Origin of the sequence: Acidovorax sp. FHTAMBA (assembly GCF_038958875.1) — a bacterium.
GTDB lineage: Bacteria > Pseudomonadota > Gammaproteobacteria > Burkholderiales > Burkholderiaceae_C > Acidovorax.
The window spans coordinates 3682213-3698651 of sequence record NZ_CP152407.1 but is presented as its reverse complement, the minus strand read 5'-3'; the positions used below and the strand labels follow the sequence as shown (position 1 = coordinate 3698651).

Here is a 16439-nt window from a genome sequence, read left to right as displayed (position 1 = left end):
CAGGGTGGCCGACAACATGCTTTTGCAGGTAGAGGGACTGAGTTTTGCGTACCCCGATTGCGGGGTGTTCGCGCATTGGTCCATGGCGCTGCCCGCAGGCCTGGCGCTGGTGCGGGGCGACGAGAGCAGTGGCAAGACCACGCTGCTGCGCCTGCTGGCCGGAGAGCTTCGGCCGCAGGCAGGGCAGATCACGCTGCAGGGGCAGAGCGCAAGTGGTGCGCCACAGGCGTATGCGCAGCAGGTGTTCTGGGCCGATCCCCGCTCTGGCGAGCTGGACCCACTCACGGCCCGGGGCTGGCTGGGCAGCCTGCCCGCCCGCTATCCGTTGTGGGATGCCGCAGCACTCGCCACGCACACCGAAGGCTTCACGCTGCAAGAGCATCTGGACAAGCCGTTTTATGCGCTGTCCACCGGCAGCAAACGCAAGGTGCTGATGGCCGGTGCGCTGGCGTCGGGCGCGCCGCTCACACTGATCGACGAGCCTGTGGGCGGGCTCGACAAGCCGTCGGTGGCTTACCTGGCCCGTGCGCTGACGCAGGTGGCTGCCAAGCCAGGGCGCGTGGTGGTGGTTGCACACTACGAGGCGCTGCCCGGCGTGCCCTGGGGCACGGTGGTAGACCTGCCCGGCTAGACGGATGGGCTGACTACATCGCCTTGAACAGGTGGGCATAAAGGCGGCTTACCGGCAGCTTCTCGGCCCGGCCCGCCAGCTCCAGGTGCAGCTTGCCCGCCTCGTCGCGCGTCACCGTGGTGATGGCGCTGGCGCGCACCAGGGTGCTGCGGTGGATCTGCCAGAACACCTGGGTATCCAGGTGGCCCGTCAGTTCCTTGAGCGGCGTGCGGATCAGATACTCACGCGCTGCCGTGAGCACACGCACGTATTTGTCGGCCGCTTCAAAGTACAGCACGTCGGCCACCGGCACCATGTGGATCTGGCTGCCGCTGCTGGCCTGGATGAGGGTGAGGGGGGCGGTGCTGCTAGGTGCCGCTGCAGCAGGTGGCGAGGCAATGCCGGGCGCTGCCAGCAGATGCCGCAGCTGTTCCATTGTTGCTTCCAAATTGATAGCTGGTTGCGCTTTATTCATAAGCGCTAACTGCAGTTTTTGCACTGTTTTTTGCAGCCGGGCCGCCTGCACGGGTTTGAGCAGGTAGTCCACGGCCTGTGCCTCAAACGCCTGCACGGCGTACTGGTCGTAGGCCGTCACAAACACCAGCGCGGGAAAGGGCCGGTCGGCAGGCCATGCGTCGGCCAGCTCCACGGCGGCGTCCAGACCGCTCTGGCCCGGCATGCGGATGTCGAAGAACAGCAGGTCGGGCAGCAGCGACAGGGCCTGCTGCACGGCCGAGATCCCGTCGCCCACCGTGGCCGCGATCTGCAGCGTAGGCCATGCGTGGGCCAGCTCCTGTTGCAGCGCTGCGGCCAGCAGGGGCTCGTCTTCGGCGATCAGGGCGCTGGGCGGGGCAAACATCATGGTGTGCTCACAGGTTTCTCTAAGGGAAAAGTGACTGTGGCGCTTGTCCCGCCTGCGCTAGCAGCTATCAATTCAAGAGTTCCCTGGCTGCCGTGCAGTGTGGCCAGGCGCTCGCGCACCTGGGCGAGGCCAAAGCTCTGGCCGGGCCCCGGGGTGGGCAGCGCAGCGGGCAGGCCTGCGCCCGTGTCGTTCACTTCGATGACCAGCAGCGGGCCCGTGGCCCCCGGGCGGGTGCTGGCGCGCACGGCGATGTGGCCGCCCTGCACCTGGGGCTCCAGTCCGTGGCGGATGGCGTTTTCCACCAGGGGCTGCAGCAGCAGCGGCGGCACGGGCGCGTCCTGCAGCGCATCGGGCAGCTCCAGCGTGTAGGCCATGCGTGGTCCCATGCGCACGGCCATGAGTTCCAGGTAGTCCTGCAGCCGCGCAAACTCCGCCGACAGCGGGTGCCGTGTGCTGCGCGAGGCCGCCAGCGTGGCGCGCAGGTAGCCGATCATGCGGTCCAGCATGTGCTGCGCGCGGGCGGGGTCGCTGCCGATCAGCACGCGCAGGTTGGCCAGCGTGTTGAACAGCATGTGCGGCTCCAGCTGCGTTTCCAGCAGCTTCAGGCGCGCGTCGTTGGCGTGCATGCGCGCCTCGGCCATCTTGTCTTCCAGGTAGGCCGACTTGTGGATGGCATAGAAGTAGTAGGTGCCCACCAGCCCGGCAATTGCGGTGATGAGGATGGAGGTGCGCTGGTCCGCGCCCGACAGCGAGGCGCCCGCGGGGTAGAAGTGGAAGTAGTACACGCACAGCGCATCGGCCAGCAGCGTGCCCGCCACATATCCCAAGACGATGCCCGCCGCCACCAGTGCAATGCCCTGCCAGCCCTGGGGCCAGCCCGTTTCAGCGGCCGAGGGCATGAGCTCGCGTCCCAGGTCGATGATGGCCCAGGTGAAGCTGCCGATCAGCACCGAATACACCACCGGCGGCCCGTAGGGTTTGTCGGGCATGAAGGCGTACTGCAGGGTGGCCACCACCAGCGTGAAGGCCAGCACCTGAAGGTAGTGGCGCAGCTTGGTGATGCCGTTGAACGGGCGCTGCAGCAGCATGGCGCGGGCTACTCGCGGGGCTGCTTCTTGGCCTGCTCACGCTGCAGCGCATCGCGCTCACGCTGCACCATGCGTTCCCGCAGGCCGCTGCCGCCGCCCAGCAAAAACACCGACACCCCGTGCAGCGCCAGACCCAGCCCCCAGCCCAGCAGCGGGTACACCGACCACGGCCGTGTGCCGAACCCATGGCGCGACAGAGCAAACAGCAGCGCGTTGACGAGCACGAACACAATGGCGTGCACATACCAGCCCAGCTTGGCATTGGCGCGCCGCTGGGCCAGCGCTTCGATCTCTTCGGTGCTCAGGGGGGAGGGCATGGTGGTGGGTCGATGCTGGATGGCGCTGCAGAGATTCTAGGCGGGGCTATGCCGGGCAGGCGTGCTGCGCCACGGCGGCCACGGCCTGGGCATCCAGCGTGAGGCCCATGTGGTTCACGCCGGGCACGAGAGTGACGGGAACATGCTTGCCGGACTGGGCAAACAACGCGGCATAGCGGTCGGCATAAAACAGTTCATCGTCCTGCCCGGCCACGATGCACACGCTGCCCCGGGCGCTCCGGATGTTGCTGGCGTAGTCGAGCTGCGGGCGGAAGTTCATCGCCAGGCTGTAGGAGTAGCTGGGCGTCAGGCCCGCGCGCGATGCTTCGTCCAGCGCAAAGCGCAGCACCGGCAGGTGGTTCCACTGCGTGATGCCCGCGCGGTTGAGCAGCGTGAGCGCGATCAGCCGGGGCACACCCACGGCCGCCCAGCCGCCTGCGTCGGGGCGCGCCGTGGGTGCATCCTGGTGGATGAAGGGCGACAACAGCACGTAGTGGTCGAACCGCGCCTGCCGCTCCCCGCCCGCAAACCGCAGGGCAAACCCGCCCCCCGCGGAAAACCCCATCAGCGTCTGCGGGCCGGCGTGGGGCACGGCGTTCAGGAAGGCCTCCATATCGTCTTCCAGCTGGCCGATGTACGCCACGTGCCCGCGCGGGCCGGATTCACCATGGCCGCGCATGTCGAGCGCGGCTACCGCGTGCCCCTGGGCCGCCAGGGCGCTTGCCAGCACATGCAGCGACCGTGCGCGCGACGACGAGCCGTGGACCAGCACCACGCGCCGCACAGGCGCCTGCGTGGCGGCAGCAGTGGGTGCGTAGCTGTACCACGCGAGCGGGGTACCGTCCCGCGCCGTGTAGCGCTGTGCAGGCGGGACACGGCTGAAGTCCACCTTTTCAAACGGGTCGTTGACGCTGGCCAGCGGCGCAATGTCGCGCGGTCCGCCAAAGGCAAGGGCAGAGGCCAGCACGGCCACGAAGGCGATCAAAACCAGGGCAAAGGTCACGAGCATGGGGGTGATGCGGCGCTGCCGCAGGAGGGAGGGCCGCGCCATGGTACCGAGCAGCCCAAGGGAAATGGCGGAGATGAGCAGCATTCTTGGTGCGCTCATTGCGGTGCGGCTGATGCCGGCACCAGGTGCTGCGCGAGGAATGTAACGATGCGCTCGTCCAGCGCGGGCAGCACCGCGCGGTCAAAGCCTGCGGGGTCGGCCAGCAGGTGGCGCTCGGCGCGGCCCAGCACCTCCATGGGCGGCAGGGGCGACAGCAGCACGCTGTGGCCGGCCTCGGGCAGGTGGGCGATGCGCGTGCAGGATGTGCAGGCGGCGGCCACGGCCTCGCTGTGCCAGCGCGGGGTCAGCCACACATCGCGGCCCGCGGTGACCAGGCCCAGCGGAATGCGCGGCTGGCGCAGCGATTCCGGGTCGAAGTCTGCCGCTGCGGGCACGCCGGCCACGGCCACGGCGATGCGCGGGTCGTGGTGGCGCACGGGTTCGGCGTCGTCAAACCGCTGGCGCAGCACACCCAGGGCCACGGTCTTCTTGGCGCCGTCCAGCATGCCGCCGGTCAGCAGCGTGTAAGTGCCGACGCAGGCATTGAAGTCGTCCGCGATGTGGGCTTCGCAATGGGCCAGGAAGCGGGCGGGCGACCAGGCGCCGCCAGCCAGGCTCAGGGCCGTGTGCCCGCCGGCCGACTGGCCTGCCACGCCCACCTTGTCCAACTGCAGCAGCGGCGCCAGCTGCCGGGCGGCGGCCACGGCGTCGATGGCGCGGGACACTTCTTGGGGGCGGCGCTTCCAGCTCACCGGGCCGGCGTCGGCCGCGTTGCGGGCGTTGTCGCCCTGGTGCTCGGGCATGGCCACCACAAAGCCCGCGCGCACCAGGGCGCGCGCCAGGTCGGTGTGCACCCAGGGGTTCCCGCCCGACCCGTGCGACACCACCACCAGCCGGCCGTTTCCGCGCGCAGGCGCTGCCTGCGGCGCCAGCTGGACGGTAAAGGGCCCGCGCTGCACGGGCTGATCCGCCTCGGGCGTGGGGTAGAACACCGTGACGGGGCCGTCGCCTTGTTGGCCGGGCAGCACGACCAGGCCCATGCCGGCGTGGGCGGGGGGGGTGGTGGTCAGGGTCGACAGGGCCGCGAGCAGTCCGGTGAGAAGCAGGGGGGTGCAGCGCATGGGTATTCTCCTCGCTGATCAGCGGCCGGCGCCGGGTTGCTGGGCCACACGCTCGCGTTCGGCCTGCACCATGCGGTCGTAGATGCCGGCGCCGCCGGTGGTGATGAACACCACAGCGCCGTGCACCGCCAGCCCCAGGCCCCAGCCCAGCAGGGGGAACACAGCCCAGTCCCGGCCGCTGGACAGGGACAGGGTCACCAGCAGCGTGTTGACCAGCAGGTAGACGATGGCGTGGATCAGCCAGCCCAGCTTGGCGCCGGCGCGGCGGCGGGCCAGGCGTTCGGCGGCATCAGCGGTGGGAACAGTAGCGGTGTGGGAACGCATTTTGGGTGTCCTGTTGCAAAAAGAAGAAGAGGGGTGGGTAGTGAGTGCAGCTCAGGCCGTGGGGTGGGGCCGAATGGCTGCCACCAGCCCGACGCCCAGAGCGGCGGTGGTCTGTGCTTGGATGGCGAAGGCCGAGACTGCGCCATCGACCCAGATGGTTGTGCGCTGGATGATGGGGCCCAGCATCTGGGGCTGTTGGATAAGCAATTGCATCAGCATGGCGAAGCTCCTGAAATTGGGGAGTGGGTAAAACACAGTGGTGTCAGATCACGCCCAGTGCGGACCACAGGGCATGGCCCAGGAAGCGCTCGGGCAGCAGCGTGAAGACGCCCGCCGTCACGCAGGCACCGAAGTACAGGCCCTGCATGGTCTTGCGGTGGGCGGCCACGTTGCCCCGCGCCAGGTAGATGAACGAGCCCACGAGGCCAAACAGAGTGACAGGCACGAGCAGATGGATGACGCCAAAGCCGGCCAGGCGCGGACCCACGCTGCCACTGATGAAAAGGGCGGATACCGCCGTGGCCGCCATCAGCGTGACCCAGGCGTAGCCTGCCGCGCGGTGCAGGCGAGGGCGCTGCTGGCGGCCCTTGCGGGCCCAAAGGGCCAGCGGGCCGATGGCGGTGGCAGCCACGGCTGCGGCCAGGTGGATGGCGATGGCGGGGGTGAGCTGCATGGTGGTGTCCTCGGGGCGGGTGTCGGTGCGATGGGCCGGACTGTGCCCGCCTGGCCCCGGCGGCGCCACCGGCGTGCGATGAAATGGCGGGCCGGCGCCGTGAAATGCACATGCGTGGCGCGACCTGCGGGGCCAAACGCGGCTCGCTGTCGCTGGCACAAGCGTTTTGACCCCAAGGTTTACTTTTCTTCGCACGGCATTCAAGGCAGAGGCGGGGCTGACCCTCTACGATTCGGTACGGCGCGGGTCCATGGCATTCCATAGAGGCCATTGCAGCGACACGCAAGGCCCGCCGCCCCAGAACCCGAATCAGGACCGCCATGAACCCGCAAGAAGTCAACGCGCCCCCATCTGCCCCCCAGCCACCAGACCCCCTCCACAAACCGCGCAGCCGATCCCGATGGGCGGGGAGCTTGCTGGCATTGGCGCTGGTGGCCCTGGTGGGCGCCGCGGCGTGGTACCTCATTCAGCGGGCCAATGGTGAATCGGGTGGCCCCCCGGGCTTTGGTGGCGGCGGACGTCCCATGGTGACGGTGGGCGATGCCGTGGTGCGCAAGGCCGAGCTGCCCGTGGTCATCGACGCGCTGGGCACCGTCATCCCCGCCACCACCGTCACGCTGCGCCCCCAGGTGTCCGGCATGCTCACCCAGGTGTTGTTCACCGAGGGCCAGATGGTCAGGAAGGGGCAGCTGCTGGCCCAGATCGACCCCCGGCCTTTCGAGCAGGCCCTGATGCAGGCCCAGGGCACCCGCCAGCGGGACGAGGCGCAGCTGGAAAACGCCCGCCTGACCCTTGCGCGCTACCGCACGCTGCTGTCGCAGGACTCGATTGCCCGCCAGGACGTGGACACCCAGGCCGCACTGGTCAAGCAGCTGGAAGGCACGGTAATGACCAACCGTGCGCAGGAGAGCGCGGCCCGCTTGAACCTGGACTACACACGCATCACGGCGCCCGTGTCGGGCCGCATTGGCCTGCGCACCGTGGACGCGGGCAACTACGTGACCTCGGGCGATGCCGCTGGCCTTGCCACCATCACGCAGGTGGCGCCGATTGACGTGCAGTTCTCGGTTCCGCAGGACCGCGTGGGTGACATTCTGGCTGCCCAAGCCGATGCGACGGCGCTGGCCGTGACGGCGCTGGACCGCACGCGCAAGGCCGAGCTGGACAAGGGCCGCTTCTCCACGCTGGACAACCAGGTGGACATCACCACCGGCACCGTCAAGGCCAAGGCGCGGTTTGACAACGCTGCAGGCACGCTGTTTCCCAATCAGTTCGTGAACGTGCAGCTGCTGCTGCGCAATGTTCCGGCGGTGGTGGTGCCCGTCACCGCAGTGCGCACGGGTGCCAATGGCGACTATGTGTATGTGATCAACGAAGACCGCACGGTGTCGCTGCGAAAGGTCAAACGCGGGCAGGCCACGGTGGGGCTGATTGCCATCGTGGAAGGCCTGCAGGAGGGCGAGCGGGTGGTGACGGAAGGCGGTGACCGCTTGCAGGACGGCATGGCCGTGCAGCTGCCGGGCGCCGCAGGCGCCCGGGGGCCGCGCAATGGCGCATCCGCGCCCCGCGGAGGTGCTTCGGCGCCGGGGGAAGGCGGCCAGCGCCGCCAGCGCCCGCCGCAGAACCCTTGAAGGGGCAGCATGAGTCCTTCGCGTCCGTTCATTGAAAGGCCGGTGGCCACCGCGCTGCTGATGGTGGCCATCGTGCTGGCTGGGCTGGTGGGTTTCCGCTTTCTGCCGCTGTCGGCCTTGCCGGAGGTGGACTACCCCACCATCCAGGTCCAGACCTTGTACCCGGGTGCCAGCCCCGAAGTGATGAGCCGCACGGTGAGTGCCCCGCTGGAGCGCCAGTTCGGCCAGATGTCGGGGCTCGAGCGCATGGCGTCCACCAGCGCGTCGGGGGTATCGATCATCACCCTGCAGTTTGGCCTGGGGCTGGCGCTGGATGTGGCCGAGCAGGAGGTGCAGGCGGCCATCAATGCGGGCAATTCACTGCTGCCCGCAGACCTGCCCGCACCCCCGGTGTATGCCAAGGTGAACCCTGCCGACGCACCGGTGCTGACGCTGGCCATCAGCTCCGACACGCTGCCGCTGACCGAAGTGCAGAACCTGGTGAACACGCGCATGGCCCAGAAGATCAGCCAGGTGGGCGGCGTGGGCCTGGTGTCGCTGGCGGGCGGTCAGCGCCCGGCGATGCGCATCCAGGCCGACACCAGGGCGCTGGCCTCGTACGGCATCGGCCTCGACACCTTGCGCACGGCCATCACATCGGCCAATGCCAACAGCGCCAAGGGCAGTTTTGACGGGCCCCAGCGGTCCTACACCATCAACGCCAACGACCAGCTCCTGACGGTGGACGACTACAGGAACCTCATCGTCTCCTGGCGCAATGGGGCGCCCGTGCGCATGCTGGACGTGGCGCGGGTGGTGGAAAGCGCCGAGAACAACCGGCTGGGGGCGTGGGCCGGCCTGAGCGCCGCGCCGGGCCGTCCCAAGCAAGCGAACGCCCCCTCGGGGGGCAGCGAACCACGCGAAGAGGGGAGTGTGGGGGCCACGCTGACCCCTGCGATTATTTTGAACGTGCAGCGCCAGCCGGGCGCCAACGTGATCGCCACAGTGGACAACATCAAGAAGCAGCTGCCCGAGTTGCAGGCCGGTCTGCCCGCCTCGCTCAAGGTCGAGGTGCTGTCAGACCGCACCAAAGGCATCCGCGCCTCGGTGCACCATGTGGAGATGGAGCTGGCGCTGGCCGTGCTGATGGTGGTGCTGGTCATCTTCTTCTTTTTGCACAGCCTGCGCGCCACCATCATCGCCAGTCTGGCGGTGCCCATCTCGCTCATCGGGACCTGCGGCGTGATGTACCTGCTGGGCTACAGCCTGAACAACCTGAGCCTGATGGCGCTGACGATTGCCACCGGCTTTGTGGTGGACGACGCCATCGTGATGATAGAGAACATCGCCCGCTACCTCGAAAAGGGCGAGCCGCCGTTCCAGGCCGCGCTCAAGGGTGCCACGCAGATCGGCTTCACCATCATCTCGCTCACGGTGTCGCTGATCGCGGTGCTGATACCGCTCTTGTTCATGAGCGATGTGGTGGGGCGGCTGTTCCGCGAGTTCGCGGTGACCCTGGCCATCACCATCCTGATCTCCGGGGTTGTGTCGCTCACGCTGGTGCCCATGATGGCAGCCCGCTGGCTCCGGGCCGAGCCAGAGGGCGGCCCCGGGGGCATGGCAGGGCGCATACACCGGGGTTTTGACCGGGTGATTGCGCGGTATGACCACTGGCTGCAATGGGTGCTTCGGCACCAGGGTGCCACCCTGCTGGTGGCCGTGCTCACGCTGGCGCTCACGGCGCTGCTGTATGTGGTCATCCCCAAGGGCCTCTTCCCCACGCAGGACACGGGCCAGTTGCAGGCGCGCATCGAGGCCTCGCAGGATGTCTCGTATGCGCGCATGAGCGAGCTGCAGCAGGCGGCGGCGCGGACCATCCTGCAGGACCCGGACGTGGAGTCGCTGAGCTCGTTTGTAGGGGTGGATGCGGCCAACAACACCATGCTGAATGCGGGGCGCATGCTCATCAACCTCAAGCCACGGCGCGATGATCAGGCTGCGATCATCGAACGGCTGCGCCAGCGGGTGCAAGCGGTGGCGGGGGTCACCCTCTACCTTCAGCCCACACAGGATCTGACGATCGACGCGGAAACCGGGCCCACGGAATACCGCCTGTCGATTGGTGGTGTGGATTCCGCCCAGGTCAACGCCTGGACGCACAAGCTGGTGGAGCGCCTGCAAACCGTGCCGCAGGTGCGCAATGCCACCACCGATGCAGGCGCACAGGGTTTGTCGGCCTATGTGGACATCGACCGCAACACCGCGTCACGCCTGTCGGTCACGGCCAGTTCGGTGGATGACACGCTTTACAGCGCGTTCGGCCAGCGCATCGTCTCCACCATCTTCACGGAAACCAACCAGTACCGTGTGATCCTGGAGGCGCAGCAGGAGCACCTCGCCTCCCCCGAGGCGCTGGGTACGTTGCAGCTGCGCACCGGGTCCGGTGCTCCCACGCCGCTGTCGGCGGTGGCCACCATCCGTGAGCAGCTCGCGCCGCTTCAGATCACGCGTGTGGCGCAGTACCCGGCAGCCACGCTGGGTTTTGACAAGGCCGGGGGAGTGTCCCTGGGCAGCGCGGTAGACGCCATCCGGGCGGCCGCGCAAGAGATCGGCCTGCCGCAGGGACTGACGATGGAGTTCCAGGGTGCCGCTGGCGCCTACGAAAAATCGCTGTCCAGCCAGCTCTGGCTCATTCTGGCGGCCATGGTGTGCGTGTACATCGTGCTGGGGGTGCTGTACGAGAGCTACATCCACCCGGTCACCATCCTCTCAACCCTGCCATCGGCCGGTGTGGGGGCCCTGCTGGCGCTGATGCTCACCGGCAACGACCTGGGGGTGATCGGCATCATCGGCATCATCCTCCTGATCGGTATCGTGAAGAAGAACGCGATCATGATGATCGACTTCGCCATCGACGCCGAGCGCAACCAGGGCATGGGGCCCGAGCAGGCGATCCACCAGGCGGCGCTGCTGCGTTTCCGGCCCATCCTCATGACCACGCTGGCGGCGCTGTTTGCAGCTCTGCCGCTGATGCTCGGCTGGGGCGATGGCGCCGAGCTGCGCCGGCCGCTGGGGCTGGCCATCTTCGGCGGGCTGATCCTGAGCCAGTTGCTCACATTGTTCACCACGCCGGTGATCTACCTGGCGTTTGACCGCCTGGGGCGCCGGGCGACCGGCCGGGGGACTGCGGCGGCACCGCTGCAGGCGGGAGAGCAGCAGTGAATCTTTCGCGCCCCTTCGTCGAGAGGCCTGTGGCCACAGCCCTGCTCACCATCGGTGTGGCGCTGGCGGGCATTGCAGCGTTTTTTGTGCTGCCGGTGGCGCCCCTGCCGCAGGTGGACTACCCGGCCATTTCGGTATCGGCCAGCCTGCCCGGTGCCAGCCCGGAAACCATGGCTACCAGCGTGGCGACGCCGCTGGAGCGGCGGCTGGGCGTGATTGCCGGGGTCAACGAGATGACGTCGACCAGCTCCAACGGGTCTGCCCGCGTGAGCCTGCAGTTTGATCTGAACCGCGATATCGACGCAGCGGCCCGCGAGGTGCAGGCGGCCATCAACGCCGCGCGGGCCGACCTGCCCGCCACGCTGCGCAGCAACCCCACCTACCGCAAGCGCAACTCGGCGGCTTCGCCCGTCATCATCCTGGCGCTCACGTCCAAGACGCGCACGCCCGGCGAGATCTACGACGCGGTCTCCAACGTGGTGAGCCAGCGCCTGTCGCAGGTGGATGGCGTGGGCGAGGTGGAGATCGGCGGCGGCTCGCTGCCCGCCGTGCGCGTGGAGCTGCTGCCGTTTGCGCTCAACCGCTACGGCATCAGTACCGAGGATGTGCGCGCGGCGATCCAGGCGTCCAACGCCAACCGCCCCAAGGGCGCCATCGAAGGCGATGGCCGCCGCCTGCAGATCTACACGCCATCGCCCGCCCGCAAGGCAGCCGAGTACCAGTCGCTGGTGATTGCCTGGCGCAATGGCGCTGCCGTGCGTCTGGGGGATGTGGCCCGGGTGGTGGATGGCGTGGAAAACCGCCGGACCCTGGGCCTGTTCAATGGCGAGCCGGCCATCGTGGTGCTGGTGACGCGCCAGCCCGGCGCCAACATCATCGAAACGGTGGATGCGGTGCGGGCCTTGCTGCCCGATCTCCAGGCCCAGTTGCCCCAGGACATCCAGATTGCCGTTGCGTCCGACAGCACCAATTCCATCCGCTCCTCCCTGCACGAGATCGAGCTCACGCTCATGGTCTCCATCGCCCTGGTGGTACTGGTGGTGGGGCTCTTTTTGCGCAAGGCGCGCGCCACGGTGATTCCTGCGGTGGCCACCGTGGTGTCGTTGCTGGGCACCTTCGGGGTGATGTATTTCCTGGGATTCAGCCTCAACAACCTGAGCCTCATGGCCCTCACGGTGGCCACCGGGTTTGTGGTGGATGACGCCATCGTGGTGCTGGAGAACACCATGCGCCACATCGAGGCAGGCATGGGGCGGGTGCAGGCGGCGCTGCTGGGTGCGCGTGAAGTGGGCTTTACGGTGCTGTCCATCAGCCTGTCTCTGGTGGCTGTTTTCATCCCCCTTCTGTTTATGGACGGGCAGGTGGGGCGGCTGTTCCGCGAGTTCGCCGTCACGCTCTCGGTGGCGGTGATGATTTCGCTGGTCATCTCGCTCACCACCACCCCCATGATGTGCGCGTGGTTGCTGCGCGCGCACGACCCTGCCAACGACAAGCCCCCCTCGCGCGTGGCGCGCTGGGCAGAGCGGGGCTACGAGGGCGTGTTGCGGGGCTACGGGCGCAGCCTGGACTGGGCGCTGGCCAGCAAGGGGCTGGTCGTGCTCATCCTCCTGGCGGTGATCGGGCTCAACGTCTACCTGTTTGCCAAGATACCCAAGGGTTATTTCCCCGAGCAGGACAACGGCCAGCTCAACGCCGGTCTGCGGGCGGACCAGAGCATTTCGTCGGATGCGCTGGCGCGCAAGCTGCGTGAGGCGGTGGAGATCATCCGCAAGGACCCCGCCGTGGACACGGTGGTCGGATTCTCGGGCGGTAGCCGTGCCGGAGGGGGCTTCATGTTTGTGAACCTCAAGCCGCTCAAGCAGCGCACCGACACCACGCCGGCGGTCATTGCCCGCCTGCGCCCGCAGCTCAACCAGATCACGGGGCTGCGCGTGTTTCTGAACCCCGTGCAGGACTTGCGGATGGGCGGGCGGTCCAGCAACTCCACCTACCAGTACACGCTCAAGAGCGACAACCTGGCCGACCTGAAGCAGTGGGCCACGCGCCTGGCCGACAGGCTCAAGGAAGAGGCCCTGCTCAAGGACGTGGACACCGACCAGTCCGAGAACGGCGTGGAAACCTATGTGGAGGTGGACCGCGCCAGCGCATCGCGCCTGGGGGTGAGCTCCACCGCCATCAACAATGCCCTGTACAACGCCTTCGGACAGCGTTCCGTGGCGACCATCTATGGCGAGCTGAACCAGTACGCCGTTGTCATGGAATGGGCGCCGGAATACACCCGCGGCCCGCCCGCGCTGAATGACGTGTACGTGGCCTCCAACCTGACGGGCGTGACCGGAACGACAGCCAACCCCGGGCAGCGGGGCGCCTCCAACGGCGACGTGATCAGCACGACGCCTGCCACCATGGTGCCGCTCAGTGCCGTGGCCAGGGTGGCAGAGCGGGCGTCGCCCACCTCGATCAGCCACCAGGATGGCGAGCTGGCGACCACCATCTCTTTCAACATCGACCCGGGCACCTCGCTCGGGCAGGCGCAGCAGGTGATTGCCCAGGCCGAGGCAGACATCGCCATGCCCACCAATGTGCGGGGCAGTTTTCAGGGCACCGCGCTGAGCGCCCAGCAGTCCCAGGGCCAGCAGGCGTTTCTGATCCTGGCGGCCATCGTGGTGATCTACATCGTGCTGGGTGTGCTGTATGAAAGCCTGATCCACCCGATCACAGTACTCACCACCCTGCCATCGGCTGGCGTGGGGGCTGTGCTGGCGTTGCTGCTGTTTGACATGCAATTCACCATCATTGCCCTCATCGGCGTGTTCCTGCTGATTGGCATCGTCAAGAAAAACGCCATCATGATCATCGACTTTGCGCTGGAGGCCGAACGCGCCCGGGGCCTGACGGCACTGGCGGCCGTGCGCGAGGCGTGCATGCTGCGGTTTCGCCCCATCCTCATGACCACCATGGCGGCAGCCCTGGGTGCCTTGCCGCTGGCCATCGGGTTTGGACAGGGCTCTGAACTGCGGCAGCCGCTGGGCGTGTCCATCATCGGCGGCCTGATTGCCAGCCAGTTGCTCACCCTGCTGACCACACCGGTGGTCTATGTGCTGCTGGACAGACTGCGCAGACCCGCCCCCAACGAACACCAACTGAGCCGCGCCGCAGTCCCTGGCGCCGCCACCTGATTGCGCCCATGAACCGTCTTTTCACCCCCTCCGACGCCGGCGCGCGCGTTGCACGCCGGGTCAGCCTCGGGCTGGCGTTGGCTCTGCTTTCTGCCTGCTCCGTCACCACGCCCTACCAGCGTCCCGAGTTGCCGGTGCCGGCCGCCTTCAAGGAGGCCGGCGCCACCTGGGTGCCCGCCGCGCCCGCCGATGCGCTGGACCGTGGCCCGTGGTGGGAGCTGTTTGGAGACGCCGAGCTGAACCGGCTGGCAGAGCAGGTGCAGCTGTCCAACCAGAACATTGCCGCAGCTGTGGCGGCCTATGCCCAGGCGCAGGCCGTGGTGCGGCAACAGCGCGCAGGGCTGCTGCCCTCCGTCGGCCTGTCGGGCGGCGCCACGCGCTCGGGCGGGGAGGGCGCCAGCCGGTCGGGCACCTCTACCCAGGCCGCCCTGGGGGTGGACTGGGCTCCGGACCTGTGGGGGCGGCTTGAAAGCAGCGTCAACAGTGCCCAGGCGAGTGCGCAGGCCAGCGAGGCGGATCTGGCCTCGGCCCGGCTGTCTGCCGTGGGCAGCCTGGCAGCCGCCTACTTCCAGCTGCGCGAAGCCGACGTGGAAATCGGGCTGCTCCAGGCCACGGTGGAGGGCTACGAACGCAGCCTGCAGATCGCCCGTAACCGTTATGCCGCCGGGGTGGTGGCCCAGACCGACGTGCTGCAGGCCCAGACCCAGCTGGCGAACGCGCGGGCCGAGCTGGCCACCGTGCGCCAGAACCGGGCGCGGTTCGAGCACGCCCTGGCGGTGCTCACCGGCAGGGCCCCCGCAGACTTCGAGCTGCCCAGCGCGCCGTGGGTGGCTGAAGTGCCTGCGGTACCGCCGGGCGTGCCCTCGACCCTGCTGCAGCGCCGCCCCGACATTGCAGCGGCGGAGCGGGCGGTGGCAGCGGCCAATGCGCAAATCGGCATCCAGCGTGCGGCCTACTTCCCCAGCCTCAGCCTGGGTGCCACGCTGGGCAGCGGTGGCAGCAGCGTGGCCGAACTGTTCAGGGCCTCGGGCACGGTGTGGTCGCTGGGGCTGTCCATTGCGCAGACGCTGTTTGACGCGGGGGCCACGGCCGCGCGGGTAGACGAGGCGCAGGCCGCACGCGATGCCCGTGTGGCGGCCTACCGGCAAACGGTGCTGACGGCCTTCCAGAGTGTGGAAGACCAGCTCACGGTGCTGCGCACGCTGCAGGAACAGGAGCCCCTGCGGCGCGAGGCCGTATCGGCCGCCGAGCGCACGGCGCAGCAGCTGCTCAACCGCTACCGTGAGGGGCAGGTGGGTTACACCGAAGTTGTGGCAGCGCAGGTGTCGGCGCTGTCGGCCCAGCGCGCGCTGCTGCAGTTGCAGGTCAACCGCCAGCTGGCCGTGGTGGCGCTGGTGCAGGCCCTGGGGGGCGGGTGGGAGGCGCCGTGGCAAGCCCCTGCCTGAACGCGGGGCAGGGGTGGCTCGGCATATACTCCTGTTTTGATAGCTGTTAGCGCTTGATGGACAAGCGGTAGAGCCTTGTTTTATTCAAATTTTCTCAAGGAGTGTGCGTGGACGTTGTATTGCTGGTCAAGGCCGCCATCATGGGCGTGGTCGAAGGCCTGACGGAGTTCCTGCCCATTTCCTCCACGGGGCACCTGATCCTCGCGGGCTCCCTGCTGGGGTTTGATGACGCCAAGGCCAAGGTGTTTGACATCGCCATCCAGACCGGTGCGATCTTTGCGGTGATCCTGGTGTACTGGCAGAAGATCCGCGCCACGCTGGTGGCCCTGCCTACCGAGCGGCAGGCGCAGCGGTTTGTGCTCAACGTGGTCATCGGTTTTGTACCTGCCGTGCTGCTGGGCCTGCTGCTGGGCAAAGCCATCAAGGCCCACCTGTTCACCCCGGTGGTGGTGGCCAGCACCTTCATCATTGGGGGCTTCATCATTTTGTGGGCCGAGCGCCGATCGCCCGCTGCCACGCGCATCCATTCGGTGGATGACATGACACCGCTGGATGCCCTCAAGGTGGGCCTGGTGCAGTGCCTGGCCATGGTGCCGGGCACCAGCCGCAGTGGCGCCACCATCATTGGCGGCATGTTGCTGGGGTTGTCGCGCAAGGCGGCCACCGACTTTTCGTTCTTTCTGGCCATTCCGACGTTGATTGGTGCCGGGGTGTACAGCCTGTACAAGGAGCGTGCGTTGCTCTCCATGGCCGACCTCCCCATGTTCATGACAGGCCTGGTCTTCTCCTTCCTCAGTGCCTGGCTGTGTGTGCGCTGGCTGTTGCGCTACATCAGCACGCACAGCTTTGTGCCGTTTGCCTACTACCGCATCGTGTTCGGCATCATTGTTCTGGTGACCGCGTGGACCGGATGGGTGCAGTGGGCCGACTGATAATCCAG

The 16439-nt window shown here is 67.8% G+C and carries 14 protein-coding genes; 6 read left to right on the top strand and 8 right to left on the bottom strand.

Features of this window, described 5'->3' with window-relative positions; translation table 11 throughout:
• Window positions 1-4: 4 nt before the first annotated feature.
• Window positions 5-631: an ATP-binding cassette domain-containing protein gene (locus tag AAFF19_RS17250; protein WP_342720643.1), complete on the top strand. Its 627-nt coding sequence runs from the start codon at window positions 5-7 to the stop codon at window positions 629-631.
• Window positions 632-644: 13 nt separating this feature from the next.
• Here AAFF19_RS17250 and AAFF19_RS17245 read toward each other — a convergent pair whose 3' ends face one another.
• The 8 genes from AAFF19_RS17245 to AAFF19_RS17210 all read right to left on the bottom strand — a co-directional run bounded on the left by AAFF19_RS17245 (window position 645) and on the right by AAFF19_RS17210 (window position 6043).
• Window positions 645-1472: a LytTR family DNA-binding domain-containing protein gene (locus AAFF19_RS17245; protein ID WP_342720642.1), complete on the bottom strand. Its 828-nt coding sequence runs from the start codon at window positions 1470-1472 to the stop codon at window positions 645-647.
• Window positions 1469-2560, bottom strand: a complete 1092-nt coding sequence (locus AAFF19_RS17240; protein WP_342720641.1) for a histidine kinase — start codon at window positions 2558-2560, stop codon at window positions 1469-1471. The genes AAFF19_RS17245 and AAFF19_RS17240 overlap by 4 nt, the downstream gene beginning before the upstream one ends.
• An 8-nt stretch (window positions 2561-2568) precedes the next feature.
• Window positions 2569-2877, bottom strand: a complete 309-nt coding sequence (locus AAFF19_RS17235; protein ID WP_008902844.1) for a 2TM domain-containing protein — start codon at window positions 2875-2877, stop codon at window positions 2569-2571.
• Window positions 2878-2923: 46 nt separating this feature from the next.
• The gene (locus AAFF19_RS17230) at window positions 2924-3970 is read right to left on the bottom strand and encodes an alpha/beta fold hydrolase (RefSeq protein WP_342720640.1); all 1047 of its coding nucleotides are present in this window, start codon (window positions 3968-3970) and stop codon (window positions 2924-2926) included.
• An 11-nt stretch (window positions 3971-3981) separates the two neighbouring features.
• Window positions 3982-4965, bottom strand: a complete 984-nt coding sequence (locus AAFF19_RS17225) for a dienelactone hydrolase family protein (RefSeq protein WP_342721870.1) — start codon at window positions 4963-4965, stop codon at window positions 3982-3984.
• 99 nt (window positions 4966-5064) lie between these two features.
• Window positions 5065-5370 carry a 2TM domain-containing protein gene (locus AAFF19_RS17220; RefSeq protein WP_342720639.1) on the bottom strand — a complete coding sequence of 102 codons (306 nt, stop codon included), beginning with the start codon at window positions 5368-5370 and terminating at the stop codon, window positions 5065-5067.
• A gap of 51 nt (window positions 5371-5421) precedes the next feature.
• The gene (locus tag AAFF19_RS17215; RefSeq protein WP_342720638.1) at window positions 5422-5589 is read right to left on the bottom strand and encodes a hypothetical protein; all 168 of its coding nucleotides are present in this window, start codon (window positions 5587-5589) and stop codon (window positions 5422-5424) included.
• A gap of 43 nt (window positions 5590-5632) precedes the next feature.
• Entirely contained in the window at window positions 5633-6043 is a 411-nt protein-coding gene (locus AAFF19_RS17210; protein ID WP_342720637.1) for a DUF2306 domain-containing protein, read from the bottom strand.
• A 320-nt stretch (window positions 6044-6363) separates the two neighbouring features.
• Between AAFF19_RS17210 and AAFF19_RS17205 the strand changes: the two genes are divergently transcribed.
• From AAFF19_RS17205 to AAFF19_RS17185, 5 genes are all read left to right on the top strand, one after another.
• Window positions 6364-7674, top strand: coding sequence for an efflux RND transporter periplasmic adaptor subunit (locus AAFF19_RS17205; RefSeq protein ID WP_342720636.1), 1311 nt, complete (start codon window positions 6364-6366; stop codon window positions 7672-7674).
• A 9-nt stretch (window positions 7675-7683) separates the two neighbouring features.
• Complete coding sequence (locus AAFF19_RS17200) at window positions 7684-10875, top strand: efflux RND transporter permease subunit (protein ID WP_342720635.1); 3192 nt, start codon at window positions 7684-7686, stop codon at window positions 10873-10875.
• Window positions 10872-14054 carry an efflux RND transporter permease subunit gene (locus AAFF19_RS17195; RefSeq protein ID WP_342720634.1) on the top strand — a complete coding sequence of 1061 codons (3183 nt, stop codon included), beginning with the start codon at window positions 10872-10874 and terminating at the stop codon, window positions 14052-14054. The genes AAFF19_RS17200 and AAFF19_RS17195 overlap by 4 nt, the downstream gene beginning before the upstream one ends.
• Before the next feature lie 8 nt (window positions 14055-14062).
• On the top strand, window positions 14063-15499 hold the full coding sequence (locus AAFF19_RS17190) for an efflux transporter outer membrane subunit (protein ID WP_342720633.1): 1437 nt from the start codon (window positions 14063-14065) through the stop codon (window positions 15497-15499).
• A gap of 107 nt (window positions 15500-15606) precedes the next feature.
• A complete protein-coding gene (locus tag AAFF19_RS17185) occupies window positions 15607-16431 on the top strand; it encodes an undecaprenyl-diphosphate phosphatase (RefSeq protein WP_008902854.1) in 825 nt (274 codons plus the stop codon).
• The last annotated feature ends 8 nt before the right edge of the window (window positions 16432-16439 follow it).